Source organism: Sphingobium sp. AP50 (assembly GCF_900109095.1).
Lineage (GTDB): Bacteria > Pseudomonadota > Alphaproteobacteria > Sphingomonadales > Sphingomonadaceae > Sphingobium.
In genome coordinates this window covers 72958-97235 of record NZ_FNYZ01000011.1, presented here as the reverse complement: position 1 = coordinate 97235, position 24278 = coordinate 72958, and the positions used below count along the sequence as shown (strand labels likewise).

Sequence of the window (24278 nt, the reverse complement as noted above, 5' to 3'; positions counted from 1 at the left end):
GTGTTCCTGCGGAAGCAGGAACCCAGGGTGGCGTGCGCCGGACCTGGAGGCCCTGGGCTCCTGCTTTCGCAGGAGCACGGTGTGGTGCCAACGAGCGCGGCTTCAGGCCTTTTGATCGTTCCGCCCAACAGGGCTTCACGCTTCTCGAAATGCTGGTCGCTCTGGCGGTGTTCAGTCTGGCCGCGTTGGCGCTGATGCGGTTGCAGGGGGTGACGTTGCGGACTGCGGCCGATCTCGACAGCAAGGCGCTGGGCCAGATCGTGGCGCGGAACCTGATGGTTGAGGTGCAGAGCGATCCTGTGGCCCCTTCGGTCGGACAGGAGGATGGCGACGTCGAAAATGGCGGGCGGCGCTGGCACTGGAGCCGCAGCGTCAAGGCGATGGAGGACAAGCGCCTGTTGCAGGTCGATCTGACCGTTGACGGTCAGCCGGGCGCGTCGCCAGTGGTGCTGAGTTTCATGCGGGTGGTGGAATGATGGTCCGCCTGACCAAAGTGAAACCTCCAACCCCCTCCCCTGAAGGGGAGGGGGTTGAAAGAGGCGAAGGTCGTCCCACCGAGCAAGGTTTTACACTCATAGAACTGCTCGTCGCGCTTATGATCTTCGCAATGCTGGCGGCTGCGGGCGTCCTGCTGCTGGGCAACAGCGTTTCCGCGCAGGCGCAGATCAAGGCGCGGCTGGATGATCTGGCGGCGGTGCAGCGGGCGGGCGGAGCATTGGCGGGCGATCTGGGGCAGGCGGTGCCGCGCATCACGCGGACCGAGGCCGGCACCAATGCGCCGGCCTTCTGGGCGCATGACGATGGCGAAGGCCAGCCGGTGATGCAGTTCGTGCGGGGCGGCTGGGACAATCTGGGCGATTTGCCGCGGCCATCGCTGCAAAAGGTCGAATATTGGGTGCGGCAGGGGCGGCTGGAACGGCGGACCTATGCCGAACTGGATGGGGCGGCAGGCGATGATCCGGCGGCGCTGCTGGACAATGTCGAGGCGGTGAAGCTGCGTTTCCGCGATGTACGGGGCAAATGGCAGGAGGAATGGACGCCGTCACAGCCCGACCTGATTCCGCTGGCCGTGGAAATGACCGTCACGCGCACGGGCGAGCCGCCGGTGACGATGCGCTTTCTGGTGGCGCCGGGCCCGCAGGAAAAGCTGGAGGGTGCGACCGGTGCCTGATCCCCGCAATGAGAAAGAACGGGGCGCGGCGCTGCTGACCGTCTTGCTGCTGGTGGCGGTGATGGCGGTGGTCGCCGCGACCGCGCTGGAGCGGGTGGCGCTGGCGACGCGGATGACCGGCAATGGCGGCGCGGTCGATCAGGCGCGCGCCTATGCCGACGCCGGGACGGAGATGGCGCGGCTGCGCATCGGTGATCTGACCGCCGGCAATCCGGTCAAGATCACGCTGGCGGGCAACTGGCTGGGCACGCCGCAGGCGGTGCCGGTGCCGGGTGGCATGGCCACCGCGCGGGTCACGGATGGTGGTAATTGCTTCAATCTCAACAGCGTGGTCAGCGGACAGAGCGAGGCGGCGCTGAAGGTCCGGCCGATCGGCGTGACGCAGTTTCAGGCTCTGCTGGAAGCGCTGGGCGTGCAGACGCGGCAGGCGCAGGGCGTTTCCGTCGCGCTGGCCGACTGGATCGACAGCGACAGCGTGCCGCAGCCCGGCGGGGCCGAGGATGACAGCTATGCCCAATATGCGCGGCCCTATCGCACGCCCAATCGGATGATGGTGGACCCCAGCGAATTGCGGGCGGTGGCTGGGGTGACGCCCGCCATCTATGATCTGGTGAAGCCGTGGATATGCACCTTGCCGGTCACGGATTTGTCGCCGATCAACATCAATACGCTGCTGCCGGGTCAGGCGCCCTTGTTCGCGATGCTGCTGCCGGGGCAATTGTCGGTGGCGCGGGCGCGGCAATTGCTGGCGCAGCGACCGGCGGACGGCTACGGCAGTACGGTGCAATTCTGGGCTTTGCCTTCGCTGGCGGGCCTGTCGCCCGCGACCGAGGTGGCAGAGCAGGTGAAGTTGAAGACGGGATTTTTCGGAGTGACTGTGTCGGTGGAAGTCGGGGGAACGCAACTGGTGGAGCGCGCGCTGATCGATGCGCGGGAAAGCCCGGCCAGGCTGGTGCGGCGTAGCTGGGGTGGTGAGGCATGAGCAGTCGCGATGCCCTGATCCTGATGCTGCCCGAAGCGGCCGAAGCGGCCGAAGCGGCCGAGGCGCCGGTGCGCTGGATGCGCGTGATCGATGGGGCGCTGGTGCAGTCGGGCGAGGGCGTCAACTGGCTGTCAGCCTGTGGTATCGCAGCGCTGCCGGACAAGGCGCGGGTGCTGCTGGTGCCGCCGGCAGCGCTGGTGACGCTGCACTGGATCGCCCATCCCGACCTGCCGGTGCGGCAGGGGCGGGCGGCGGCGCGGCTGACGGCGCTGACCGCCAGCCTGTTGTCGGCCGACCAGTTGTTCGCCGCGACCGATGCCAATGACGATCCGGCCCTGCCGCATATCGTGGCCGTGGCCAGTCGCGCCGACATGCAGCATTGGCTGCTCTGGGCGCAGCATCATGGGCTGGACCCGGATATCATCGTGCCCGCGCCTTTGCTGTTACCGGAGCCGGAGAGCGGTTTCGTGCGCGGTCGGATCGCCGACGAGATGGTGCTGCGCGGCGTGGACATGGCGCTGACGGCCGATATGGCGCTGCCCGCACTGATCGGCGACGCACCGATCGCCGATATCGCGGCGGGCGTGATCGAAGGGCGGGCCATCGCTGCGCTGAATGCGCCGCCGATCGATTTGCGGCAGGGCGATTTTGCCAAGCGGGTACGGCGCGCCGTCGACAAGCAGGCGTTGGGGCGCATCATCCTGTGGAGCGGGCTGATCCTGTTGCTTTGCCTTGCCGCTGTTCTGGTCGGCATCGTGAAGCAGCATATGGCGGCGAGCCGGCTGGACCGGGAGAGCGTGGCGCTGGCGCAGCAGGTGCTGCCCGGTGCCAGTGATGCCGCGCAGGCGCAGGTGGAACTGGAGGGGCGTCTTGCCGCGCGGGGTGCGGGTGGACGCGCCTTTACCGCGCCCGTCGCCGGGCTGCTGGCGGCGGTGCAGGATGCGCCGGGCGTGGCGCTGACCAGCCTGTCGCGTGATCCGGACGGGATGATCCGGGCGACGCTGGCCGCGGCCAAGGCGGAAGACATCAACATGGTCCTGCTGGCGATCCAGGCGGCGGGCTACACGATTACGGCGACTCCCTCCCAGGATCCGGGCGGGCGGACGCTGGCGGACATAACGGTGCGGTCATGATGGAACGGATAGCAGCATATTGGGGCGAGCGATCGGCCCGCGAGCAATGGATGCTGGGGGTGATGGTCGCGCTGCTGGCGGCGACCTTCCTCTGGTTCGGCGTGGCCGCGCCGCTTGACCGGGCGCAGCGCGGCGCGCGGGAGACGTTGCTGGAGGCGACCGATCGCAATGCCGCCGTGCGCGCGGCAGTGAAGCAATTGAAGACGCTGCCCCGCACGCCTGCCTCGACCGGTCCGGCCGTGCCGCTGGACCAATTTGTCGGGCAGGGCGCGGGCGAGGCCGGGCTGACGCTGGAGCGGGCGCAGGCGCAGGGCAATGACCGGATGGAAATCGCCATCGCATCGGTACGGCCGGTCGCGCTCTTCTCCTGGCTGGCCGGGCTGGAGGCGCAGGGCGTGCGGGTTGACACTATGAGCGCGCGGCCATCGCCGACGGCGGGCAGCGTGTCTGTGCAGGCCGTGCTGGTGCGGGGAGAGGGGCAATGATGGGCCTTATCCTGTCACGGCGGATGCGGATCGTGCTGATCGTCGCGCTGCTGCTGGGCCTGCTGATCTTCCTGCCGATGCGGGTCGCGCTGGGGCTGGCCGGGCTGGAGCGGATTGGCGTTGCGGCACGGGAAGTGCGGGGCACGGTGTGGAGCGGGCGGATCGATCAATTGATGCTGGGCAATATGCCGCTGGGCAGCGTGCGGGCGGGCCTGTCCCCCATATCACTGCTGATGGGGCGTGCGCGCTTCGACATCGCCCGGACCAAGGGGCTGCCCGACGATGTGAAAGGGGCTTTGACGGTCGGCTTTGGGCGCATTGGCGTGGATGACGTGACCGGCGCGGTGCCGCTGGGCCGGACCTTCGCGCCATTACCTGTGGGCAGCCTGATGCTGGAGGATGTCAGCGCCTATTTCAGCGGTGATCGCTGCGGCCATGCCGAAGGGCGGGTGCGGGCGCGGATGGCCGGGCAGTTTCCGGGATTGAACCTGAGCCAGGGTCTTTCGGGTACGGTAGCCTGTGACGGGGACGCGCTGCTGCTGCCGCTGGTCAGCCAGTCGGGGCTGGAGAAGGTCAGTCTGCGGATCTGGCGCTCTGGCCGCTATGTCGCGGAGATGCGGATCGAAACCGCTGATGCTTCGCTGGCCAGCCTGTTGGGACAGGCCGGGTTCGCGCCGGCCGGTAATGCGCAGATATTGAAGGTCGAAGGGACGCTGTGATCCAGCCGATTCCGGCGCTGATCGGCGCGCTGGCGGGCGCGATCCTCGGCAGCTTTCTGGCGACCCTGATCCTGCGCTGGCCGCAGGGCAGGGGCGTGATGCGCGGTCGATCCGCCTGCGATGGCTGTGGCCGCACTTTGACGGCGCGCGACCTGATCCCGATGCTGAGTGCGATGCTGAGCAAGGGGCGCTGCCGCACCTGTGGCGCGGCGATCGATCCGCTGCATGGCCGGGTGGAGGCGGGCTGCGCGATCATCGGCGCTTTGGCGATCGGTTTCCGGCCCGATCTGGGCGGGATCGGCTGGGCATTGCTGGGCTGGCTGCTGCTGACGCTGGCGGTGCTGGACTGGCGCCATTTCTGGTTGCCCGATGCCTTGACCCTGCCGCTCGCTTTTCTTGGCTTCACGATCGGCCTGTGGGCGACGGATGTTGCGCTGACGGATCGCGTCATTGGAGCAGCGGTCGGCTATGGCGCACTGCTGGGCCTCGCGCTGGGTTATAGAGCCTTGCGCGGGCGCGAGGGGCTGGGGTTGGGCGATGCGAAGCTGCTCGGCGCGCTGGGCGCCTGGTTCGGCTGGCATGCGCTGCCCTTCCTGCTGCTGATCGCATCAGTGATGGGGTTGGGAATCATGCTGGCCATCGGCCGCGCAAAGGACCGTACCGCACGCGTGCCGCTGGGAACATTCCTAGCCCTTGCGGCAATACCGGCCTGGCTGGTCGCTACGTCGTTAATGAAGTGAGTGGTCGGGGAGACAGGATTCGAGACCGAAATACCTGCCCCTTCGACCGACGGAAATTCGCGGTTTTTGCGGGATCGCGAAGCCCTTGTGTGTGGGTTGTGTGCGTTGATCAAGTGTCATCCTGAAACAGGCCAGCCATGGCCCGCGGGTGACACTCGCGTCGCGCTATAAGTTATGCGAATACGAGCGCTTGCGGGTGGCGCCGAACGGGCAGCGCCGACTGCACCGAACCGTGTCCCGGTTTGGGTTCCGGTGACCGTGTGCAGCGGCAGACCCCCTATTCGATCCCGGACCGCTATAAATCACGGTTTGCGGTCAGAATGATCGATGGCGGGGAGCGTTATCGATCACCGAAATGGGTTGCCACTTCGGCATGGCGCTCGGCGATCTCGGCGACCGACACCGTTGCCCCTGCCTCCGCTGCGATCCGGGGCCAATCGCTGAGCGAGGCTCGTACTTCGTCAATGATCGACGCAATCGCCCGGTCGGACAGGCCGTGCCGTCGTCCCAGCGTCATCACCTGTGCGCGCGTCGGCGCTCGCCCTTCGCCCTCTACCGCGAGGTAATGCTCGCCGCTCGGTCCGTTGGAGAAGGTCAGGTCATAAGCCGGAGCGAGGCGCCACTCGCCGACCGCATCCTGCAGGAAGCTGTGCTGGCGCGTATGGTCATCGCGATTGTGCGCAAGGATGTTGAACACCATGCGGCGGAAGGCTTCCTCTACGTCGGCGGCATGGCGGGTGATCGCCATCGTCGCGCGAAGGAACATGTCATAGTCGATCGACGGCATGTCGGCGCGGGCTTCCAGCGCACCGGCCAACGAAATCATGTGGAGGCGTCGGCCCGGCGCCGGCCGGTCGAACCTGCGCGTCGCGAAATAGCCTGGCCCGGTCTGCGCCGAGAGCAACCGGGATGCAGCCATATCGATGCCAGCGGCGCGTGCCATGCGAGCATAGGCCTCTTCAACCGGGCCGATGTCGATGGGGTCGACGGTAGCGCGAAACTTGACGATCCAGTCTTCGTGGCCAGTGTCGCCTTCACCACTCAGCGCCCCGTCCGGCGCGATGCCCAGATGGATCTTGGGCCTTGCACCGCCAGATGCGCCGCCGAGACGGGCAAGCGTGTCGATCTGCGCTGGATCGTTGCCGAGCAGCAGCACACGCGACTCCTCGGCCAGCGCGTCTAGATCGATCGTGCCGACATCCTCGGTCGGGGTCGTCGCCGGTTCATAGACCAGCGCGCCGCGCCCTGTTCGGCCGACAAGGGCGAGCCGCTCGACCGGGCTGAGCGTATCGATACGGACGCCCAACTTTTCTAGCCTCCGCTTCATCAGCATCTGGCCCCACGCGTCGGGCAGGCTGTCAGCCAGGAAGCCATGAAGACCGTCAAAATTGCGCCCGCGTGCTGCGTGGAGACCGGGTTCCGGGGGATAAAGCAGCGGGTCGATCCGCCGCCGCTGATCGACGACAGCCGTCGACCATTCGACCTGCGCCAGTCCATCCGCCATCGCGAGACGGCCCACGGTATCCGCGGCCTCGCCTTCGTCGAGCATCAGGCCAATTTCGAGGGGCGTGCCGGGCGCGAGTTTCATGACGCCCGCGATGCCGGTGCGCGCATGCGCGGCTTCGGCTTGGCGGCCGCCTTCTGCTGCTCAAGCAGCGCGTCCATCGATGTCGCCGACGGCGCGGGAAAAAGGCCGACAAGATCCTGCTCGCAGCGCAACGCAACCGCAGCGCGAACGAGATCCTCGATCGAGGCCTTGCCCTCGGCTTCGAGGCGACGCCACGTCCGATACGCGATGCCGGCGCGCGCTGCTGCATCAGCTTGGGTCATATCCATGTCGAGCCGGCGACGTTTGATCCGTTGCCCTATCAGTGTGGCTAGTTCGAGTGGGGTCTCCAGCATGGTCCTTATATGGACGAAATGCGCCGAAATCGCAATAATAATGTCCACATAGGGACGATTTCTTTTCCTCGTATTTGATTTCACTGAGGCAGATGCGCGTCGTGTTACGAAAAAGATGAATGGGCACCACCATGCAAATCGCTCCTCGATGACAGGTTTCCATCCGATGAGAGTTAACAATGTCAGGAATGACTATCATTTAAGCTGACAGGAGGGCTTCCCATGAGCGATGGTCCATACCGTTCGTTGCCGATGTCACCGAAGTGGAATCGGGCTGCCAAGTGTGCCTATCTGCCGTCGTTCTCGATCCCTGAAGTTTCTGAGGCGCTGCAGCGGGCCACCGAGCGCGATTGTCAGCCAGCCTTGTGCGCAGAGTGACGGCGCTGATCATCGGCCCGGACGAACCGGGCCTCTTTCATGATCTGCCAATGGCTGATCTCAACGCGCTTCATCGGGGCTGCGCTTCGACCATGGAACACGGGCTCGTGAATAATGCGATCGATGCATTGCAGGAGGGCATGCGCGGAGAGGCAGCGCTCCAGTGGGCGGCAGAGGCCAGCGTGAAGGATCGCCTGCTCGCCCGTGGCCGTCAGATCGAGGAGCATATGTACCGCGAAGCGTCCGATCACCGAGCGCGGTCCACGCGCTCGGTGATCGAGGAGGCGCATATGCCTTGGAAGCGGGTCAAGTCACCAGCCATGCGGAACCGATGTTTGTGTCGGTCATGGCCGATAGCCCCAAGCCATTGTCGGGCGATGTCGCAATAGAGGTTGAGGTAGGAGGCGCCGTCGTTCGGATTGGACGTACGGCTAAGGCCGATCTGGTGGCGGCGGTGATCCAGGCGTTGCAGGTAAAGCCGTGCTCGGGATCGGTCCGGGCACGCGGGTCATGGTGGCGACACGCCCGGTGGATTTTCGCAAAGGGCTCGATGCCCTGGCGGCGCTGGTGAGCGCCGATTATGGCGGCGATGCATTTTCCGGTGTGATCTATGTTTTTCGGGCCAAGCGTGCCGACCGGATCAAGCTGATCTGGTGGGACGGCACAGGACTGTGCCTGATGGCGAAGCGCCTGGAGCAAGGCGGCTTCAAGTGGCCCGGCATTCAGGACGGCGTGATGCGCCTTTCCGCCGCGCAACTCGGCGCGCTTCTGGAAGGATTGGACTGGCGCCGGGTCCATGGCGGCCGTCGGCCGCAGGCCCCGCAGATTGCCGGTTGACGGGGCTTTGCCCTACTGATTCACTCTTTCTATGCTGACGCAAGCGGATCTGCCTGACGATATCGACGCGCTCCGCGCGCTCGTTCTGGAGCAGTCCCGGATGTTGGTGGAGGAGCGGGCAGAATCTGAGGCCAGGCTGACAGAACTGGGCGTTGCCAAGGGCGAGGCAGACGCCGAGATCGAGCGTCTTCAGTCGATCATCGACGCCTTCATGTGGCACCGTTTCGGCAGCCGGTCCGAGCAGCTCGATGCCGATCAGCTGCAGTTGGGACTGGAAGATCTCGAGATCGCTCTTGGGCATGCCCGTGCTGCCAGAGAGGCTGTCACACCGCGGTCTCGCAGCGACCAGCCCCGCAAGACTAACCGCGGCTCGCTACCCGCGCACCTCGAGCGGATCGAGCAGATTGTCGATATCGAAGACAAGTCTTGTCCCTGCTGCAGCGGTCCGCTTCATCAGATCGGTGAAGACGTCGCCGAGCGGCTAGACGTCGTTCCTATCACCTTCCGCGTACTGGTGACGCGCCGCCCGCGCTATGGCTGTCGCTCCTGTGAAGGTGCGATCGTCCAGGTCCCCGCTCCGGCGCGGATAGTCGAAGGCGGGATTCCGACCGAAGCGCTGATCGCCCAGGTGCTGGTATCCAAGTATGCCGATCATGTTCCGCTATACCGGCAAGCTCAGATCTATGCCCGGCAGGATATCAAGCTCGATCGCTCCACCCTGGCGGACTGGGTCGGTCGGGCAGCATGGTATCTGCGGCCATTGCGGGACCGGACGCTGGAAGAGTTGCGCCGATCCGAACGACTGTTTGCCGACGAGACTACTGCGCCGGTGCTTGACCCGGGGCGCGGAAAGACGAAGACCGGCCAGCTATGGGCCTATGCCCGCAACGATCGGCCATGGGGTGGCGTAGGTCCGCCGATGGTCGCCTATGTCTATGCGGCAGATCACAAGGCCGAGCGGCCCGACATCCACCTTGGAGATTTTGCAGGCATCCTGCAGGTCGACGGCTATGGCGGCTATACAGCGCTCGCCAAGCGCCGCGGGCAGCAACTCAGCCTCGCCTTCTGCTGGTCCCATGTTCGGCGCAAATTCTATGATCTAGCCGCCAGTTCCCCGGTCGCGACCGAGATCCTGCGTCGGATCGCCATGCTCTATGCCATCGAGGATGAGGTGCGCGGCTGTGCCGCGGAGCAACGCCGCATCCAGCGCGCCGAATGCAGCCGCTTCATCGTCGAGGATCTCAGGCTCTATCTGGACGCCCGGCTCCGCCAGATCAGCGCCAAGAGCAAGTTGGCCGAAGCCATCCGCTATGCGACGACCCGCTGGGACGGCCTCGTTCGCTTCATCGACGATGGTCGGATCGAACTCGACACCAACACTGTCGAGCGATCAATCCGCCCCCTGGCTTTGAATCGAAAGAATGCCCTCTTTGCCGGCTCCGACGAGGGCGGCGATAACTGGGCGGTCATCGCCACGCTCATCGAAAACTGCAAGCTGGGCGGCATCAATCCGCATGACTGGCTGAACCAGACGCTGACCGCGCTCGCCAACGGCCATCAGGCCAATCGTGTTCATGAGCTCATGCCCTGGATCAACGTGGCCTGAAAACACCGCTTGCCCGCCAGTCCTTGAGCCTTCCGAACATATTCTCGATGCGATGCCGCTGGCGATAGAGGATGCGGTCGTGGGGTATGGCGATCCTGCGGTTGCGTTTTGAGGGGATGCAGGGGGAGATGCCGCGTGCGGTGAGCGCGTTGCGGAACCAGTCGGTGTCGTATCCCCGGTCGGCCAGCATGGCGTCGGTGGGCGGCAGGGTATCGACCAGCAGGGCAGCGCCCTTGTAGTCGCTGGCCTCTCGACCAAGTTCGGGAACAATTGACGCGACAGCCCCGACCATTCCCGAAAATGCGACTCGTCCGACGGCCGGACAGCATTGATGGGTACAGCATTGATGACTTCGAAGTTGAAGGATATGATCCGTACTCAGCCATTAAGGCCGACGTGGCCGTCTAAGCGAGCGATATCGGCCGGTCGCTGCTAGAGGCTACTATCTTCTTCGACGAAATCGCTTCAGAACTTCCTTCCAAAAAAGGAAGTCCACGAACGCAAACGGTGTCGTGAATGGGCGCGCCGTGGAAGGAAGCGGTCAGTGGGCGGCGGAGGTGAAACGACTGACTGTCACGTCGCCATTGGCGGCATAGGTGGCGGTGGCTTGCGCTTCGGCCGTTTGCGTGTCCTTGCCGTCCAGGATTGCGGCGACCTGATGCGGGGTCGGCACTTTATCATAGACGCCATAGAGGTCGGTCTGGCCGACCATGTGGATCGACAGCTTATAGCCTTCGCCCTGCGTTGCGGGATCGAAGGCCAGTACGGTGCCGCTGTCGTCGACCGGTACGATGATCGCGCCGTCGCTGCGGCCGGCCTGCTGGAGCATGTCATAGCTGCCGTCTGCGGTGGTTACGGCGCCCCGGATGCAGAGCGCATCCTTGCCGTCGCGCGGGATGCGGACTTCGGCGGGGATGGCTTCCTCCCCGACCTTTGGCGGGGTCAGGCGGGCGTCGGTGGCGTCGGCGACCGGGCAGGCGGCGAAGCTGGCGGGGGTGGTGGCGTGCAGGCTGGCGGGGTCGTCGAAGGTCAGCCCGGTCAGCATGCCATCCAGCCCGGAGAGGACTTCGGCGCGCCGTTCGGTGGGGCCGGTGATGCGGATCTTGACGATCCAGCGCCCGGCATGGACGAAGCCCGCCGCCGTCGTGAGTGCGCCGTCTGCGGCATGATCATATACGGCGCGAATGGCGCGACCCGCCTGTCCAGCGGCAGGGGCGCTGGCATAGGCGGTGCGGCGGGTCTGGTTGCCGAACCGCTCCATCACCGCCTTGTCGGTCATATAGGCGGCGAGAGAGGCGTCGGCATAGGTTGGCATATAGACATAGAGAGTCGCCTGAATGACCCCGTCTTCCGACAGATATTGAGCATAATTGTCGACCGCGCGGCCGCCATTGGAGGCTTCGCCGCTCTTGGCGAGGGACAGGCCGGCGACGGTCTGGGGCAGGCTGATCCCCGCAGCGGTCGCGCGGATCGCGCTATCGCTGGGCGTCCAGGCTTCGGCGTCATCGGTCGCGTGCGCCGGGACGGCCAGGCACAGGCTCATCGGCGCCAGAAGGGCAGAAATGATAATTTGGGCGCGCTTTGGCATTCAGCATCCCTCTCCAGATCCAGACCGTCTTGGCGCGGCCTTGAACTATGACAGGGAGGCTACAGACTAAACCGCAGCGCGCAAGGGAGAATTTCAGGCGACCGGCGGGATTTGCGCGGGATAATGGGGCAGGTCGGGATCATGATGCGCCCAGGCGGGGGCGGCATCGGTCCATATCTCCGCCTGCGGGCCGATCAGCGAAGGATCGTCCAGCGCGCCGGCGCGGATGAAGGTCAGATGCGGGCGCGATTCGGCCATGCTGAAGAGGGGCGTGCCGCAGCTGGGGCAGAAGCCGCGCTTCATGGCATTGCCACTGTCGGCGACGCTGTCATGCCAGCGGACCTCGCCGGTCGTGGTTACATGCTCGCTGGGGAAGCAGATATTCACCGTGGCCGATCCGCCGCCCAGATATTGGCACAGGCGGCACCAGCACATGCGGGCGGCGAGGGGATCGGCGTCGATGGTGATGCGGACGGCGCCGCAGAGGCATCCAGCGGTGTGGGCGGCGGTGTGGGGCATGGGGTGATCCTTGTGTTGGTGTGCGGGGCGGCGGCCCACCCCGCTGCGACTAACTCGCTGCGCTCGTAAGTCTCGCTTCCCCTCCCGCGAGCGGGAGGGGAATAGCTATGTTACCGTCCCTGTCTGCGGGCCATGAAGGCGAGGCGTTCGAAGAGCATGATGTCCTGTTCATTCTTGAGCAGCGCGCCGTGGAGCGGCGGGATCGCCTTGGTAGGGTCGCTGTTCTGGAGGATGTCGAGCGGCATATCCTCGTTCAGCAGCAGCTTCAGCCAGTCGAGCAGTTCGGAGGTGCTGGGCTTTTTCTTGAGGCCGGGGACGTCGCGGATCTCATAGAAAATTTCCATCGCCTTGCTCACCAGTATTTTCTGGATGCCGGGGAAGTGGACGTCGACAATCGCCTGCATCGTCTCGCGGTCAGGGAATTTGATATAGTGGAAGAAGCAACGGCGCAGGAAGGCGTCGGGAAGCTCCTTTTCATTGTTCGACGTGATGACCACCACCGGCCGTTCGGCCGCCGCGATCGTCTCCCCCGTTTCATAGACGTGGAAGGCCATGCGATCGAGTTCCTGCAACAGGTCGTTGGGGAATTCGATATCGGCCTTGTCGATCTCATCGATCAGCAGGACGGGGAGTTTGGGGGATGTGAAAGCCTCCCACAGCTTGCCCTTGCGGATGTAATTGCCGATGTCGTGGACGCGCGCGTCGCCCAGTTGCCCATCGCGCAGGCGGGCGACGGCGTCATATTCATAGAGGCCCTGATGCGCTCGTGTCGTGGACTTGACGTTCCATTCGATGAGCGGCGCATCGAGCGCTTTGGCGATTTCCTGGGCGAGGACGGTTTTGCCGGTGCCGGGTTCTCCCTTGACCAGCAGGGGGCGGCGCAGCAGCACGGCGGCGTTGACCGCGACCTTCAGATCGTCGGTGGCGACATAATCCCGTGTGCCTTCAAAGCGCATCATCCCGTCCCATTCGGTTGTCGATGGCAACCGGACTAGGCAATGCGGCGGGCAGGTGCAATCGGTAAAGGCGCGATCAGCCCTGCTTTGCGCGCACGTCGGCGCGGGCGGCGAGCAAATCCCACAGGCCGCGATGCTGGTTCAGAAGCTGGCGGGCGCCGAACTGGATGGCGCGGTCGATCGCATCGTCGCCGCCGATCGAGCGGGCGACTTCCAGCGTGAGGCTGCGTTCGGGGAGAGCGCAGGGATGGGGTTCCAGGCCAGCGCGGATCGCGGCCATGTCGAGTACGTGCCGCACGGCGCGCCAGTCGAGCACCAGTGCCATCGCCGCGCCCATGGCGCAGCCGCGCCGGTCGGACTGGGCGAGCATGTCGAGCGCGTGGCGTTGCTGGCTGACGACGGTTTCGCAATCGGCCTGACCCGCAGTGCTGGGGGCAGGACCGGCGGCGACTGTTACCTGAGCAAGATAGGCGCGTTCGCGGGCAAAGCCGTCGGCCGCTTCAATCAGCCATTGGCGGGCGGCATTGTCGGCAGAGCGGGTGGCGGCATGGTCGATCACACCGGGCTGGCGACCGTGCAGCAGGCAGAGATAATAAGCGGCGTCGGCCAGATCGGCGAGCGACAGCAGGGTTTCGCGCGATACGCCGGTGCTGGCGCGGTTGGCATAGGCATGGGATGCCGTTCCATCGGCGGCAACCAGCGCCTCAAGAATGCGCGCTATGTCCCCAAACTGATATCGCGGTGCGGCTTCGCTCATCCCAAACCCCTGTACTGCCCGGCACGCCGGCTGAAGCCAGACAATAGGCTGGTTCGAGTAAACGTCCGGTTTACGGAATCAGAAAGGGCGACCCTGAAAGCCGCCCTTTTCCGTCAAGGATGGTTAATTACTATTTACCGATCCAAATTAATTTTACTGATCGAGGAATGACCGCATCTTCCGCGAGCGGCTGGGGTGCTTGAGCTTGCGCAGCGCCTTCGCTTCGATCTGGCGGATACGTTCGCGGGTCACGCTGAATTGCTGGCCCACTTCCTCAAGAGTGTGGTCGGTGTTCATGCCGATGCCGAAACGCATGCGCAGCACGCGCTCTTCACGCGGGGTGAGCGAGGCGAGGACGCGGGTGACCGTTTCCTTCAGGTTCGCCTGAATGGCGGCATCCACCGGGATGATCGCATTCTTGTCTTCGATGAAGTCGCCCAGATGGCTGTCTTCCTCGTCGCCGATCGGCGTTTCGAGGGAGATCGGCTCCTTGGCGATCTTCATCACCTTGCGCACCTTCTCCAGCGGCATGGAGAGGCGCTCGGCCATCTCTTCCGGGGTCGGTTCGCGGCCCTGCTCGTGCAGGAACTGGCGGCTGGTGCGGACCAGCTTGTTGATCGTTTCGATCATGTGGACCGGGATACGGATGGTCCGCGCCTGATCCGCGATCGAACGGGTGATCGCCTGCCTGATCCACCAAGTAGCATAGGTGCTGAACTTGTAGCCGCGGCGATATTCGAACTTATCCACCGCCTTCATCAGGCCGATATTACCTTCCTGAATAAGATCAAGGAATTGCAGGCCACGGTTCGTATATTTTTTAGCGATGGAGATGACGAGGCGCAGGTTCGCTTCGACCATTTCCTTCTTGGCGATACGCGCTTCGCGCTCGCCCTTCTGCACCATGTTGACGATGCGGCGGAATTCGGACAGCGACATGCCGGTCGCCTGGGCGATTTCGCCAATCTCGTTACGGATGCGTTCGACGGCGCGCCCTTCGGCAGCGGCGAAGGCGGTCCATTTCTTGTCGAGGCCCTGCACCTTTTCCAGCCAGGCGTCGTCCAGCTCATGGTTCACATAGCGGTCGAGGAAATCCTTGCGGCTGACCTTGTGACGCTCGGCCAGACGCAGCATCTGGCCGCCCAGCGCGGTCAGGCGCCGGTTATAGGCATAGAGCTGATCGACCAGATATTCGATCTTCTGCTGGTGGAATTTGACGCTCTCGACCTCGGCAGTCAGATTTTCGCGCAGTTCATGATAGCTGTCTTCGGCCTTCTGGCTCAGGCTTTCGCCATTGGCCATGGCGATCATGCGCGCTTCCTGCGCCTTGGAAAAAGCCCGGAAAATTTCCGTGATGGTCGCGAACTTCTCAAGCGCCATCGGCTTGAGCGTCTCTTCCATCTGGGCGAGGGACAGGGTGTTGTCCTCTTCCTCTTCTTCCTCATTGCGGCGGGCGCGGGGCGCACCGTCCTCATCTTCGCCGTCGGCGGATTCCTCCTCCGGCTCTTCTTCTTCCTTGAAGCTGGGGCCAGCGGTCTTTTCGCTGATCTCGCCATCATCATCCTCGGCGCCTTCCTCCAGATTTTCCGGAGCAGGATCCTTGGAGAGCATGGCGTCGAGATCGAGAATCTCGCGCAGCTGCATTTCGCCGTTGTTGAGGGCGGTCGACCATTCGATGATCGCGTTGAAGGTGGTCGGGCTTTCGCACAGACCCAGGATCATCGTGTCGCGGCCAGCCTCGATCCGCTTGGCGATGGCGATTTCGCCCTCACGGCTGAGCAGTTCCACTGCGCCCATTTCGCGCAGATACATGCGAACGGGATCGTCGGTGCGATCGACCGTTTCCTTCTTCTTTTCGGTGACGAGCTTGGGGCCGCCATCATCGTCGCCCGAATCATCGTCGGAATCGTCGGCTTCTTCGCGCTCGCGCTGTTCGTCGCCGTCTTCGCCGGCTTCCTCATTCTCGACGATGTTGACGCCCATTTCGTTGAGCGCCGACATGATGTCCTCGATCTGATCGGTGGACATCTGATCCTGGGGAAGAGCCTCGTTCAGCTCGTCGACCGTGATGTAGCCGCGCTTTTTCGCGCGCGAAATCAGCTTCTTGACGGAGGCTTCGTTGAGGTCGAGCAGGGGGGCGTCGCCGCCATCCTCTCCGTCACCCATACCACCATTTTTGCTGTTCGCCTTGGTCGCCATTTATTCGCCTTAACTTCGCTGCCCCTGTTGAAAGGGCTAGCTTCAATCAAACAATGTCTTCGGACTGCGCCAGTTCCGCGACGCGGCGATCATGATCGGCTTTCAGCACGCGGATGCGTTGCTGCTCAGCGAAATTTTCCTCGCTGAAGTCGTTCTCGAACCGCCTCGTCGCTTCCACCAGAGCTGCTTCCAGTTCCGGTCCCTGCGCCATCACCCGAACGGCCTCCTCCAGATCGCGCGCAAGGCGGTCAGGGTCGGTGGTCATCCTGTCGGGAGTGAGTGTAAACGCGTCGGCCCGGAGCATTCCCTTGGCCATATTATACAACTCACCTTGCCCCAATATGGTAAGGAGGGCCTGCGTTTCAACTGTTTCTTTTCGGAAGGACGCAGAGATCATCGCGGCAAGCAACTGGGCGAGCAGCGGATCGCCGATTTGCAGGGCCGACAGCATCTCCCGATGCGGGCCGATCTGTTCGGGATGGCGCAGGAGCGCGGCCAGGATTGCGCGCAGCAAGCGCTGTTCCATGCCGCTGGCGCCGATGGCACGCGCTTCGGTGCCGGCGGGGGGGATGGGGGCCTTCCAGTTGCCGCGTTTGTCGCGTTGCCAGCGCTGGCCGCCGCTGAAGTTGCCGCTGCTGCGCTGTTGCGGGGCGGAGTCGCGCCGGGCGAAGAAGAGGGCGTCGTACCGCTCGCGAAACTCGTGGGCGTAATGGGCGCGTACGTCGGGATGGGCAATCGCGTCCGAAATGGTGCGAAGCCGCTGTTTGAGCGCGGCCTTCTGTTCAGGGGTGTCGAGCGGGGCAGCGCTGATCTCATGCTTCCAGAGGCGTTCGATCAGCGGTTCGGCGGCGTTCAGCACCGCCTCCATCGCCTGCGGTCCGCTCGCGCGGATCAGGTCATCCGGGTCTTGCCCCGTGGGAAGCGTCGCGAAGGCGAGGCTGTGGCCGGGGTGGAGCAGGGGCAGCGCGCGGGTGGCGGCACGGATCGCCGCCTTCTGCCCGGCCGAGTCGCCGTCGAAGCAGAGGATGGGCACGTCCACCATCTTCCAGAGGCGTTCGATCTGATGTTCGGTCAGCGCCGTGCCGAGCGGGGCGACCGCTTCGCCAAAGCCGGCCTGGGCGAGGGCGATCACATCCATATAGCCTTCGACCACGATGACGCGGCCGGTCGAGCGGCTGGCGGGGGAGGCTTTGTCGATATTGTAGAGGGTGCGGCCCTTGTCGAAGAGCGGCGTGTCGGGCGAGTTCAGATATTTGGGTTCGCCAGCGCCGATGATGCGGCCGCCGAACGCGATCACCCGGCCGCGAATGTCGCGGATGGGGAGCATCAGGCGGCCACGGAAGCGGTCGTAGGTGTCGCGTTCCCCGTCTGGATCAATAAGTAGGCCAGTTTCGACCAGCATCGGCTCGCCAAAGTCGCGCAAGGCGGTTTTCAGCTTCCCGCGCGAATCCGGGGAATAGCCGAAGCCGAAGGCACGGCGCGTGGCGTCGGTAATGCCGCGCTTCTGCATATAGGCGCGTGCTTCGCCGCCATCGATGCCGCCCAGTTGATCCTCGAAGAAGCTCTGGGCCGCGGTCATGGCGTCGTGCAATCCCTTGGCCTGTTCGGCGCGCTTTGCGGCACGGGGATCGGCGGCGGGAACGTCCATGCCAGCGGTGGCGGCCAGTTCCTTCACGGCCTCCATGAAGGGCAGGCCGCGCTGATCGGTCATCCAGCGGATCGCATCGCCATGCGCGCCGCAGCCGAAGCAGTGGTAGAAGCCCTTCTCATCATTGATCGTGAAGCTGGGCGTCTTCTCATTATGGAAGGGGCAGCAGGCCTTGTACTCGCGGCCAGCCTTGGTGACCTTGACGGTCTTGCCGATGAGGGTCGACAGCGACGTGCGCGCGCGCAGTTCGTCCAGCCATTGGGGAGTGAGGGTCATGCGGGTTGCTCGGGATCAGGCATGCCATATCCGTTCGTTTCGAGCGTAGTCGAGAAACGGCGAGCGCACTCTTCCCGTTTCTCGACTACGCTCGAAACGAACGGGCCTTTTGTCTGCCGTTCCTTTGGCGGTTTCGCGAGATATGACACCAACGACCAGTTGCCAGCTATCATGGCTTCCTTTTTGGCGCGGGACCAGCCGCCGATTATGCGTTCGGCTTCCAGCGCTTCGATGCAGGTGCCGAAAGTTTCGCTCCAGACAAGCGTGACCGGCAGGCGGTTGCGGGTGAATTGGCTGCCTTGGCCGCATTGGTGCTGACCGATGCGATGGTCCAGATTGTCGGTATGGCCGGTGTAATAACGGCCGTCTGAACATTTGAGCATATAGGTCCAGAACGCCATCAGGCGATTATGCCCTAACTTCCGTCCGTGTCGAGCATCGTGCCAGTCGTTTCTCGACTTTGCTCGAAACGAACGGAGGTTCGGTGGGGGCTTTCCGCGGGCGGGAGGGGGAGAGCAGGTGGCGCTGCCCCTTCTTCACTCACACAAGCGCTGCTTTCACCAGCCCGCTTGCCTTGCTCATGTCGATCACGCTGCCGTGGCGTTCCTTCAGCACGGCCATCACCTTGCCCATGTCCTTGACGCTGGTCGCGCCGACTTCGGCCTTGATGCCTTCGATCGCGGCCTTGGTTTCTTCCTCGCTCAACTGGGCGGGGAGGAAGCTTTCGATCACGTCCAGTTCGGCCTGTTCCTTGGCGGCAAGTTCGTCGCGGCCGCCGCTCTTGAACATGTCGATCGATTCGCGGCGCTGCTTCACCATCTTCTGGAGCACTTCCACCACGATGGCATCATCGTCCGGCACGGTGGAGGCGGTGCGCAGTTCGATGTCGCGGTCCTTCAGCTTTGCCAGGATCAGGCGCACGGCGGCCAGGCGTTCCTTGTCGCCGCCCTTCATGGACTCGATCTGGGCGCTCTTTACCTGCTCGCGAATCATCGGCGAATATATCCTGTCTCTTCGGGAAAGGAGCAGATATAGCGGCAAAAGAGATTTTTAACAGACGTTGACCTGTGGAGGATGCACGCCTACCTGACCGGCCGTTTAACCCGCAGCAGACGGGTTCCCGCAAAAGCATAAAGGACCGCGACCATGGCAGACGCCAAGACCCTCATTGTGCCTAAAGGAGCGACAGGGGTCGTGGTTTTTGCCGATGGCAGCGCCGTGTTCGGCCGCGGATTCGGTGCGGTCGGCGATGCGGTGGGTGAACTCTGCTTCAATACGTCGATCACCGGCTATCAGGAGATCATGACCGATCCCAGCTATGCCGGGCAGATCATCAACTTCACTTTTCCGCATATCGGCAATGTCGGCACCAATCTGGACGATGTGGAGGCGAGCAGCCCCTATGCGCTGGGTTGCATCGTGCGGCAGGACGTCACCGCGCCCAGCAATTTCCGCAATGTCGAACCGTTCGACCAGTGGATGCGTGAGAATGGCCGGATCGGTCTGGCCGGGGTCGATACCCGCGCGCTGACCCGCCTGATCCGCATCAAGGGCGCGCCCAATGTCGTGATCGCCCATGATCCCGAGGGCAAGTTCGATATCGCCGCGCTCGCCGCCAAGGCCGCCGCATGGCCGGGGCTGGAGGGTATGGACCTCGCCATCGAAGTCACGGGCAAAGAAAGCCGCCTGTGGAAGGATGGCGTTTGGAAGCTGGGCCATGGCTATGGCCTGAATGAGGCGGGTGAAGAGCGCCCCCATGTCGTCGCGATCGATTATGGCGCGAAGAACAACATCTTCCGCAATCTGGTGCAGGCCGGCGCGCGCGTGACCGTGCTGCCCGCGATGGCGACCTTTGAACAGGTGTCGGCGCTGAACCCCGATGGCGTGTTCCTTTCCAACGGTCCGGGCGATCCGGCTGCGACCGGCGACTATGCGGTGCCGGTGATCCAGAGCGTGCTGGCGGCCGATATTCCCGTGTTCGGCATTTGCCTTGGCCATCAGTTGCTGGGTCTGGCCGTGGGCGCGAAGACGATCAAGATGCATCAGGGCCATCGCGGCGCGAACCATCCGGTCAAGCGCCTGTCGGACGGTCTGGTCGAGATCACCAGCATGAACCATGGCTTCGCGGTCGATGTCGACACGCTGCCCGCCAATGCGCGATCGACCCATGTGTCGCTGTTCGATGGCAGCAATTGCGGCATCGAATTGACGGACAAGAGTGCCTTTTCGGTGCAATATCATCCCGAAGCTTCGCCGGGGCCGCAGGACAGCTTCTATCTGTTCCGCAAGTTCGTGGCCGGCCTGAAAGGTGCGGTCGCGGCGTGAGCCAGAACCTGCCCCCCGTCGACGAAGCACGCCTCGCCGCAGAGTGGGAAGCGGACAAGGACGTTCTCGCCAACCTGAAGCGCAATGGCGACGTTGCGCGCATCGCGCGGCCCGTGGACGTCAGCTTCCGGGGCAGCGAGAAGGATTTCGAGCGCGTCCTCATCCTCGCCAGCCAGTTCGGCTTTGTCGAACTGGACCGGGAAGAAGATGAGGATGGCGACCTGTTCCTGTTTCTGGAATGCGTGCAGCCGGTCGATGAAGCATCGATCCGTGCGCTGACCAAGAAATGCCTCCAGATCGAAATCCTCTGCGGCGTCGAATATGACGGCTGGGGATGCGAGGCGCAGGCGGGGGGCGTGCATTGATTTTTACAAGGTATTTCTTGGAGTTTGTGCTGTGAGTCGCCCCGATCGGGGAGCAATGGCCAAGGCCGTGATAGATGCCGGAATTTCGTTAGATCAGGTCGTGTTTTTCACCGACGAGGAAGGTGTCGCCAATGTTGATATATATCCTGGTGACGAAGCAGACGAGGTCTATCGAGACAGAGTAGAAAAATTGATGTTCTATGCAGCACAGTCCGGTGCAGCGATGGGATTTCACTTCAAGCCTCGGTTGGATGTCGTTCATCAATCCGGGGGGTCAATTGAACAATCGAGCAAATCCAAATGGATGGCTTCGTTGTTTCGCAAGTTATTTGGTGCGGGAAGATAATGCCTAAAAGAACCGACATCTCCTCCATCCTCATCATCGGCGCTGGTCCGATCATCATCGGCCAGGCGTGCGAGTTCGATTATTCGGGCACGCAGGCGGTGAAGGCGCTCAAGGAAGAGGGCTATCGCATCATCCTGGTGAATTCCAATCCGGCCACGATCATGACCGACCCGGAATTTGCCGACGCGACCTATGTCGAGCCGATCACGCCCGAAATCGTGGCGAAGATCATCGAAAAGGAACGGCCGGACGCGGTGCTGCCGACGATGGGTGGGCAGACGGCGCTGAACACGGCGCTGGCTTTGTTCAACGACGGCACGCTGGAGAAATATGGCGTCCAGATGATCGGCGCGGATGCCGAGGCGATCGACAAGGCGGAGGACCGGATCAAGTTCCGCGACGCCATGGACAAGATCGGGCTGGAATCGGCCCGCTCGCGTATCGCGCATACGATGGAAGAGGCGCTGGAGGCGCTGGAGTTTACCGGCCTTCCCTCGATCATTCGGCCCAGCTTCACCATGGGCGGCACCGGCGGCGGCATCGCCTATAATCGCGAAGAGTTCGTCAACATCGTGCGCGGTGGTCTGGACGCATCGCCGACGACCGAGGTGCTGATCGAGGAATCGCTGATCGGCTGGAAAGAATATGAGATGGAAGTCGTGCGGGACCGCAACGACAATTGCATCATCATCTGTTCGATCGAGAATGTCGATCCGATGGGCGTCCATACCGGCGACAGCATCACCGTCGCCCCGGCGCTGACGCTGACCGACAAGGAATATCAGATCATGCGGAACGCATCGATCGCGGTGCTGCGTGAAATCGGCGTGGAAACAGGCGGTTCCAACGTGCAGTTCTCGGTCAATCCGAAGGACGGCCGCCTGATCGTGATCGAGATGAACCCGCGCGTTTCGCGTTCCTCGGCGCTGGCGTCGAAGGCCACCGGCTTCCCCATCGCGAAGGTCGCGGCGAAGCTGGCCGTGGGCTATACGCTGGACGAGATCGAGAATGACATTACCGGCGCGACGCCGGCGTCGTTCGAACCGACCATCGACTATGTCGTGACGAAAATCCCGCGCTTCGCCTTTGAAAAGTTCAAGGGCGCCGAGCCGCTGCTGGGCACGGCGATGAAGTCCGTCGGCGAAGTCATGGCGATCGGCCGCAACATCCATGAATCGATGCAGAAGGCGCTGCGTGGTCTGGAAACGGGTCTGAGCGGTTTCAATCAGGTCGATCATCTGGTGGGCGCGCCCAAGGACGATATCATCGCTGCTTTGGCGCAGGCGACCCCGGACCGACTGCTGGTCGCGGCGCAGGCGCTGCGCGAAGGGCTGACCGTTCAGGAAATCCATAACATCGCCAAGTTCGACCCCTGGTTCCTGGAGCGGATCAAGGAAATCGTCGACGCGGAAGCCGAGGTGCTGGCCAATGGCCTGCCGCAGGATACGGACGGCATGCGCCGCCTGAAGTCCATGGGCTTTTCCGACAAGCGGCTGGCCTGGCTGGCGCTGAAGTCCGCGAACCTGCGCGGCAATGAGCGCGGCATCGCGCGCGGGTCGGGTCTGATCCACGATGCCGTCGTCGCCATGACCGGCGGCGTGACCGAGGACGAAGTGCGCGCGCTGCGTCACAAACTGGGCGTGCGCCCGGTGTTCAAGCGCATCGACACCTGCGCCGCAGAGTTCGAGGCGAAGACGCCCTATATGTACTCCACCTATGAAGCGCCGCTGTTTGGCGAGGCGGAGAATGAGGCGCAGCCCAGCGACCGCAAGAAGGTGGTCATTCTGGGTGGCGGCCCGAACCGGATCGGACAGGGCATCGAGTTCGACTATTGCTGCGTCCATGCCTGCTTCGCGCTGAGCGAAGCTGGCTATGAGACGATCATGGTCAACTGTAACCCGGAGACGGTGTCGACCGACTATGATACGTCCGACCGCCTCTATTTTGAGCCGCTGACGGCCGAGGACGTGCTCGAAATCCTGCATGTCGAAATGTCGCAGGGGACGCTGGCGGGCGTGCTGGTGCAGTTTGGCGGGCAGACGCCGCTGAAGCTGGCGCAGGCGCTGGAGGATGCGGGCGTGCCTATTCTTGGCACCTCGCCCGACGCCATCGATCTGGCTGAGGATCGCGAGCGTTTCGCGGCGCTGATCGACAAGCTGAAGCTGAAACAGCCGGCCAACGGCATTGCGCGCAGCCGCGAAGAGGCGATCGCGGTCGCCAATCGCATCGGTTATCCGGTGCTGATGCGTCCGTCCTATGTGCTGGGCGGTCGGGCGATGGAGATCGTCGACGGTCAGGCGCAGTTGGAGGAATATATCACCACCGCCGTTCAGGTGTCGGGCGAATCCCCGGTGCTGATCGACCAGTATCTGCGCGATGCCGTGGAAGTCGACGTCGACGCGCTGTGCGACGGCGACGATGTGGTCGTGGCCGGTGTGTTGCAGCATATCGAGGAGGCTGGTGTCCATTCTGGTGACTCTGCCTGCTCGCTGCCGCCTTACAGCCTGTCGGCGGATATCATCGCGGAAATCGAACGGCAGACCGAAGTGCTGGCCCATGCCCTGTCGGTGCGCGGCCTGATGAACATCCAGTTCGCGGTCAAGAATGGCACGGTCTATCTGATCGAGGTGAACCCGCGTGCCAGCCGCACCGTGCCCTTCGTCGCCAAGGCGATCGGCACGCCCATCGCCAAGATCGCCAGCCGCGTGATGGCGGGCGAGAAGATCAAGGATCTGCCCAAGATCGATCGCAATGCGATCGACCATGTGGCGGTGAAGGAAGCGGTCTTCCCGTTCAACCGCTTCCCCGGTGTCGATCCGGTCCTGTCGCCGGAAATGAAGAGCACCGGTGAAGTTATGGGAATCGATAGCAATTTCGCGATCGCCTTCGCCAAGGCACAGATCGGTGCGGGCACGATATTGCCGACCGAGGGCACCGTGTTCGTATCGGTCAAGGACAGCGACAAGCCGGTGATCCTGCCGGCGGTGCAGAAGCTGGCGACGATGGGCTTCACCATCATCGCGACTGGCGGCACGGCTGCCTATCTGGAAGCGCATGGCATCACCATCGAGACCGTCAACAAGGTGGCCGAAGGGCGCCCGCACATCGTGGACCGGATTACCGACGGCGACGTGCAGTTGATCTTCAACACCACCGAAGGCTGGCAGTCGCTGAAAGACAGCAAGGCGATCCGCACGTCGGCGCTGCGCGGCAAGATCGCCAGCTTCACCACCGCGGCGGCAAGTGTCGCTGCGGCCGATGCGATCGAGGCGCTTCGTGGCCATGCCCTTGAAGTGCGCTCGCTCCAGTCCTATTATCCCCTGTCGCACGCCTGATCCCCTGCATA

The 24278-nt window shown here is 63.6% G+C and carries 26 protein-coding genes; 14 read left to right on the top strand and 12 right to left on the bottom strand.

Features of this window, described 5'->3' with window-relative positions; translation table 11 throughout:
• Positions 1-32 precede the first annotated feature (32 nt).
• From gspI to BMY84_RS17510, 7 genes are read left to right on the top strand one after another with little or no spacing between them, the layout of a single operon-like run.
• Positions 33-476, top strand: a complete 444-nt coding sequence (gene gspI / locus BMY84_RS17540; RefSeq protein ID WP_256215280.1) for a type II secretion system minor pseudopilin GspI — start codon at positions 33-35, stop codon at positions 474-476.
• Positions 476-1171: a type II secretion system minor pseudopilin GspJ gene (gene gspJ / locus BMY84_RS17535; RefSeq protein WP_093085214.1), complete on the top strand. Its 696-nt coding sequence runs from the start codon at positions 476-478 to the stop codon at positions 1169-1171. Before gspI ends, gspJ begins: the two co-directional genes overlap by 1 nt.
• Complete coding sequence (gene gspK / locus BMY84_RS17530) at positions 1164-2153, top strand: type II secretion system minor pseudopilin GspK (protein WP_093085216.1); 990 nt, start codon at positions 1164-1166, stop codon at positions 2151-2153. Before gspJ ends, gspK begins: the two co-directional genes overlap by 8 nt.
• A complete protein-coding gene (gene gspL / locus BMY84_RS17525; protein WP_093085086.1) occupies positions 2150-3286 on the top strand; it encodes a type II secretion system protein GspL in 1137 nt (378 codons plus the stop codon). Before gspK ends, gspL begins: the two co-directional genes overlap by 4 nt.
• Entirely contained in the window at positions 3283-3771 is a 489-nt protein-coding gene (gene gspM / locus BMY84_RS17520) for a type II secretion system protein GspM (protein WP_093085084.1), read from the top strand. The genes gspL and gspM overlap by 4 nt, the downstream gene beginning before the upstream one ends.
• On the top strand, positions 3768-4490 hold the full coding sequence (gene gspN, locus BMY84_RS17515; protein ID WP_093085083.1) for a type II secretion system protein N: 723 nt from the start codon (positions 3768-3770) through the stop codon (positions 4488-4490). Before gspM ends, gspN begins: the two co-directional genes overlap by 4 nt.
• The gene (locus BMY84_RS17510; RefSeq protein ID WP_093085081.1) at positions 4487-5230 is read left to right on the top strand and encodes a prepilin peptidase; all 744 of its coding nucleotides are present in this window, start codon (positions 4487-4489) and stop codon (positions 5228-5230) included. The genes gspN and BMY84_RS17510 overlap by 4 nt, the downstream gene beginning before the upstream one ends.
• Positions 5231-5570: 340 nt before the next feature.
• On the opposite strand, the gene BMY84_RS17505 is transcribed toward BMY84_RS17510, so the two are convergent.
• The 3 genes from BMY84_RS17505 to BMY84_RS17495 form a co-directional block, all read right to left on the bottom strand.
• Complete coding sequence (locus BMY84_RS17505; RefSeq protein ID WP_093085080.1) at positions 5571-6818, bottom strand: type II toxin-antitoxin system HipA family toxin; 1248 nt, start codon at positions 6816-6818, stop codon at positions 5571-5573.
• Entirely contained in the window at positions 6815-7180 is a 366-nt protein-coding gene (locus BMY84_RS17500) for an XRE family transcriptional regulator (RefSeq protein WP_256215271.1), read from the bottom strand. Before BMY84_RS17500 ends, BMY84_RS17505 begins: the two co-directional genes overlap by 4 nt.
• Before the next feature lie 305 nt (positions 7181-7485).
• Entirely contained in the window at positions 7486-7761 is a 276-nt protein-coding gene (locus BMY84_RS17495) for a hypothetical protein (protein WP_143075058.1), read from the bottom strand.
• A 229-nt stretch (positions 7762-7990) separates the two neighbouring features.
• Between BMY84_RS17495 and tnpB the strand changes: the two genes are divergently transcribed.
• Both tnpB and BMY84_RS17480 read left to right on the top strand, forming a co-directional pair.
• On the top strand, positions 7991-8347 hold the full coding sequence (gene tnpB, locus BMY84_RS17485) for an IS66 family insertion sequence element accessory protein TnpB (protein WP_218146969.1): 357 nt from the start codon (positions 7991-7993) through the stop codon (positions 8345-8347).
• 31 nt (positions 8348-8378) lie between these two features.
• A complete protein-coding gene (locus BMY84_RS17480) occupies positions 8379-9953 on the top strand; it encodes an IS66 family transposase (RefSeq protein ID WP_093085077.1) in 1575 nt (524 codons plus the stop codon).
• Here BMY84_RS17480 and BMY84_RS30495 read toward each other — a convergent pair.
• Positions 9940-10245 carry a transposase gene (locus BMY84_RS30495; RefSeq protein WP_093085076.1) on the bottom strand — a complete coding sequence of 102 codons (306 nt, stop codon included), beginning with the start codon at positions 10243-10245 and terminating at the stop codon, positions 9940-9942. The two genes, BMY84_RS17480 and BMY84_RS30495, sit on opposite strands and share 14 nt — an antisense overlap.
• An 8-nt stretch (positions 10246-10253) precedes the next feature.
• On the opposite strand from BMY84_RS30495, the gene BMY84_RS30490 reads away from it, so the two are divergent.
• Positions 10254-10361, top strand: coding sequence for a hypothetical protein (locus BMY84_RS30490; RefSeq protein ID WP_256215270.1), 108 nt, complete (start codon positions 10254-10256; stop codon positions 10359-10361).
• Positions 10362-10494: 133 nt separating this feature from the next.
• Here the strand turns inward: BMY84_RS30490 and BMY84_RS17465 are convergent, their stop codons facing one another.
• From BMY84_RS17465 to BMY84_RS17430, 8 genes are all read right to left on the bottom strand, one after another.
• Positions 10495-11541 carry a hypothetical protein gene (locus BMY84_RS17465; RefSeq protein ID WP_093085073.1) on the bottom strand — a complete coding sequence of 349 codons (1047 nt, stop codon included), beginning with the start codon at positions 11539-11541 and terminating at the stop codon, positions 10495-10497.
• Positions 11542-11634: 93 nt separating this feature from the next.
• Positions 11635-12060, bottom strand: a complete 426-nt coding sequence (locus BMY84_RS17460) for a GFA family protein (RefSeq protein ID WP_093085071.1) — start codon at positions 12058-12060, stop codon at positions 11635-11637.
• A gap of 110 nt (positions 12061-12170) precedes the next feature.
• Positions 12171-13016: an AAA family ATPase gene (locus BMY84_RS17455; RefSeq protein WP_093085211.1), complete on the bottom strand. Its 846-nt coding sequence runs from the start codon at positions 13014-13016 to the stop codon at positions 12171-12173.
• Positions 13017-13092: 76 nt separating this feature from the next.
• Complete coding sequence (locus BMY84_RS17450; protein ID WP_093085070.1) at positions 13093-13773, bottom strand: DUF6975 family protein; 681 nt, start codon at positions 13771-13773, stop codon at positions 13093-13095.
• A gap of 153 nt (positions 13774-13926) precedes the next feature.
• A complete protein-coding gene (rpoD, locus tag BMY84_RS17445; protein WP_093085068.1) occupies positions 13927-15972 on the bottom strand; it encodes an RNA polymerase sigma factor RpoD in 2046 nt (681 codons plus the stop codon).
• 46 nt (positions 15973-16018) lie between these two features.
• Complete coding sequence (gene dnaG / locus BMY84_RS17440) at positions 16019-17896, bottom strand: DNA primase (RefSeq protein WP_093085067.1); 1878 nt, start codon at positions 17894-17896, stop codon at positions 16019-16021.
• A complete protein-coding gene (locus tag BMY84_RS17435) occupies positions 17893-18297 on the bottom strand; it encodes a GIY-YIG nuclease family protein (RefSeq protein ID WP_093085065.1) in 405 nt (134 codons plus the stop codon). The genes dnaG and BMY84_RS17435 overlap by 4 nt, the downstream gene beginning before the upstream one ends.
• Before the next feature lie 139 nt (positions 18298-18436).
• A complete protein-coding gene (locus tag BMY84_RS17430; protein WP_093085064.1) occupies positions 18437-18889 on the bottom strand; it encodes a GatB/YqeY domain-containing protein in 453 nt (150 codons plus the stop codon).
• A 153-nt stretch (positions 18890-19042) separates the two neighbouring features.
• Here BMY84_RS17430 and carA point away from each other — a divergent pair, with 153 nt between their 5' ends.
• From carA to carB, 4 genes are read left to right on the top strand one after another with little or no spacing between them, the layout of a single operon-like run.
• Positions 19043-20221 carry a glutamine-hydrolyzing carbamoyl-phosphate synthase small subunit gene (carA, locus tag BMY84_RS17425; RefSeq protein ID WP_093085062.1) on the top strand — a complete coding sequence of 393 codons (1179 nt, stop codon included), beginning with the start codon at positions 19043-19045 and terminating at the stop codon, positions 20219-20221.
• Entirely contained in the window at positions 20218-20586 is a 369-nt protein-coding gene (locus tag BMY84_RS17420) for a ribonuclease E inhibitor RraB (RefSeq protein WP_093085061.1), read from the top strand. Before carA ends, BMY84_RS17420 begins: the two co-directional genes overlap by 4 nt.
• A 55-nt stretch (positions 20587-20641) precedes the next feature.
• Entirely contained in the window at positions 20642-20932 is a 291-nt protein-coding gene (locus BMY84_RS17415) for a hypothetical protein (RefSeq protein WP_093085059.1), read from the top strand.
• Complete coding sequence (gene carB / locus BMY84_RS17410) at positions 20932-24267, top strand: carbamoyl-phosphate synthase large subunit (RefSeq protein WP_093085058.1); 3336 nt, start codon at positions 20932-20934, stop codon at positions 24265-24267. Before BMY84_RS17415 ends, carB begins: the two co-directional genes overlap by 1 nt.
• The last annotated feature ends 11 nt before the right edge of the window (positions 24268-24278 follow it).

Coding starts and splice junctions, on each gene's coding strand:
- rpoD (WP_093085068.1), bottom strand. CDS start 15,972: ATGGCGACCAAGGCGAACAGCAAAAATGGTGGTATGGGTGACGGAGAG.
- BMY84_RS17465 (WP_093085073.1), bottom strand. CDS start 11,541: ATGCCAAAGCGCGCCCAAATTATCATTTCTGCCCTTCTGGCGCCGATG.
- BMY84_RS17460 (WP_093085071.1), bottom strand. CDS start 12,060: ATGCCCCACACCGCCGCCCACACCGCTGGATGCCTCTGCGGCGCCGTC.
- BMY84_RS17430 (WP_093085064.1), bottom strand. CDS start 18,889: ATGATTCGCGAGCAGGTAAAGAGCGCCCAGATCGAGTCCATGAAGGGC.
- BMY84_RS17435 (WP_093085065.1), bottom strand. CDS start 18,297: ATGGCGTTCTGGACCTATATGCTCAAATGTTCAGACGGCCGTTATTAC.
- BMY84_RS17455 (WP_093085211.1), bottom strand. CDS start 13,016: ATGCGCTTTGAAGGCACACGGGATTATGTCGCCACCGACGATCTGAAG.
- dnaG (WP_093085067.1), bottom strand. CDS start 17,896: ATGACCCTCACTCCCCAATGGCTGGACGAACTGCGCGCGCGCACGTCG.
- BMY84_RS17480 (WP_093085077.1), top strand. CDS start 8,379: ATGCTGACGCAAGCGGATCTGCCTGACGATATCGACGCGCTCCGCGCG.
- BMY84_RS30495 (WP_093085076.1), bottom strand. CDS start 10,245: ATGGTCGGGGCTGTCGCGTCAATTGTTCCCGAACTTGGTCGAGAGGCC.
- gspM (WP_093085084.1), top strand. CDS start 3,283: ATGATGGAACGGATAGCAGCATATTGGGGCGAGCGATCGGCCCGCGAG.
- gspN (WP_093085083.1), top strand. CDS start 3,768: ATGATGGGCCTTATCCTGTCACGGCGGATGCGGATCGTGCTGATCGTC.
- gspL (WP_093085086.1), top strand. CDS start 2,150: ATGAGCAGTCGCGATGCCCTGATCCTGATGCTGCCCGAAGCGGCCGAA.
- BMY84_RS17450 (WP_093085070.1), bottom strand. CDS start 13,773: ATGAGCGAAGCCGCACCGCGATATCAGTTTGGGGACATAGCGCGCATT.
- carA (WP_093085062.1), top strand. CDS start 19,043: ATGGCAGACGCCAAGACCCTCATTGTGCCTAAAGGAGCGACAGGGGTC.
- BMY84_RS30490 (WP_256215270.1), top strand. CDS start 10,254: ATGCGACTCGTCCGACGGCCGGACAGCATTGATGGGTACAGCATTGAT.
- BMY84_RS17505 (WP_093085080.1), bottom strand. CDS start 6,818: ATGAAACTCGCGCCCGGCACGCCCCTCGAAATTGGCCTGATGCTCGAC.
- BMY84_RS17415 (WP_093085059.1), top strand. CDS start 20,642: ATGGCCAAGGCCGTGATAGATGCCGGAATTTCGTTAGATCAGGTCGTG.
- carB (WP_093085058.1), top strand. CDS start 20,932: ATGCCTAAAAGAACCGACATCTCCTCCATCCTCATCATCGGCGCTGGT.
- gspJ (WP_093085214.1), top strand. CDS start 476: ATGGTCCGCCTGACCAAAGTGAAACCTCCAACCCCCTCCCCTGAAGGG.